Origin of the sequence: Methanobrevibacter sp. (assembly GCF_045541095.1) — an archaeon.
GTDB lineage: Archaea > Methanobacteriota > Methanobacteria > Methanobacteriales > Methanobacteriaceae > Methanocatella.
Genome location: NZ_JAZQIJ010000195.1, coordinates 1 through 1,591, shown reverse-complemented (window position 1 = coordinate 1,591; position 1,591 = coordinate 1). Strand labels below are relative to the sequence as shown.

General features: G+C 36.6%; 3 protein-coding genes. 2 read left to right on the top strand and 1 reads right to left on the bottom strand.

The features are described from left to right. Positions 1 to 283 (bottom strand): hypothetical protein (locus tag ACKI2P_RS08200; protein ID WP_407376713.1); only part of this gene is annotated, 283 nt, incomplete at its 3' end. A 212-nt stretch (positions 284 to 495) separates the two neighbouring features. Between ACKI2P_RS08200 and ACKI2P_RS08195 the strand changes: the two genes are divergently transcribed. Continuing rightward, the gene (locus tag ACKI2P_RS08195; protein ID WP_407376711.1) at positions 496 to 831 is read left to right on the top strand and encodes a hypothetical protein; all 336 of its coding nucleotides are present in this window, start codon (positions 496 to 498) and stop codon (positions 829 to 831) included. Next, on the top strand, positions 824 to 1,591 hold a 768-nt coding region (locus ACKI2P_RS08190; RefSeq protein ID WP_407376709.1), incomplete at its 3' end, for an SseB family protein. The genes ACKI2P_RS08195 and ACKI2P_RS08190, both read left to right, overlap by 8 nt.

The window sequence follows — 1,591 nt, the reverse complement described above, 5'->3', positions numbered from 1 at the left end:
ACACTCTTCTGTAATAGTCATAGACCTGCTTCAAATCTTTTTTTCTTAAAGTATTCTTTTTGAACTCGAAAATGATAATCTTTCCTGATGTTGTTATTGCCGCAAAATCAAGCAGACTGTCAAAAATCTTAATCTGCTCGTTTCTCTCAATTGAAATGTATTCCGTATTCAATGTATCTTCTATTTCCTCATCAATTTCCAGGGCATTGAGGATATGGTTTAGAAAATGCATGAAACACAACTTCAGGAAAAGATCTCTGTTTTTCTGATTTTCAATAACCATTGTATCATTCCTCCTTTTAATTTTTGATTATTAATTTCATTCAATATTATATTTTACAACACATATATAGTTTATAGTTTATTTAAAAGCATTTTTATTCTTTAAATACAATTATAAATGGTTAAAGCATTTTTCAGTTGTTTTTAAAAAATCAGTTACAGTTCCAAAAATTTTTTAAAATATTTTAGTTATACATTATTAACATGATTGCATTGAATCGCAAGTATGTATTTCACATACCTCTCTACAAGCACGTTTCGGGAAATCTCATTCAGATTGATATTGAGGATATTCTCGATGAGCTCATATCACAATTCAATGAAAACGGATTTGAGAGCCTTTACATTACCAAAATAAATTCATACTATAAAAAAAGGCAGTTCGATGAGATGCTCATAACAATATTCTCCAATGATGACCTGCCGTGTGAGATATTTGAGGAGTGGTTCAGGAAGCATAATGACGTTCTCTTTCAGGAGGCATTTGCATACGAGATTGGAAATACCATGGTGATTAATGATTTACAGTTGGGTGATTTAGATGGATGATAGACATTTGCAGGATCTAAAAAAGGAAGCGATAATAGACAATTCGCAACTCGAGGAGATTATAAAAAAGGACATAACTCCTGAAATGCAGGAGGAATTCTTTGATGTTTTTAAAGACTCACAGCTGTTCATGCCGGTTTCATTCAGCGCCGACATGTTCAAGGGCCTTGAAAGTGCAAAGCCGGGAGATGTTCTTGAAACTCCAAAACAGACTGGCTTTGATATCAATTACCTCAAAAACAGTGACGGTGAAAAGGCAGTGCCCCTCTTTACCTCAGACAAGGTAATGCAGGAGGCTGGCGTTAAAAGCTCCGTGTTTGTGTTGTACATGAGCGACCTTGCTGAAATGCTAAAACAGTCAGATGAGTATTCAACAGTTGTGGTAAATCCCTTCACTCCTTCAGAGCTCAACATTCCAATGGAAGGATTTTTAAACCTGTTCAGGCAAGTGTCTGACGAGGAAAAGGAATTTCTCGAATCCATAAATGAGCTTTTGCATGCCTTAAGGGAACATTCCGTTGAACTGGAGGAGAATTCAACACTGGTGATAAGGCTTGACGAGAACCTGATGATTGACAATGCGGTTGACGGCGTTTTCACACCTCCGATACCGTTTTATGCATCAAGCAATCCGAAATATCGTGAGGACTTAAAGTACACTCACATTCTTCTCATGCCGAAATCCAAAAAGATCCTGCCGATAGGGCCAGTTGAAAACGGAATGGATATCGTGATTGCACCCGGAACAGAATTCAGCCTT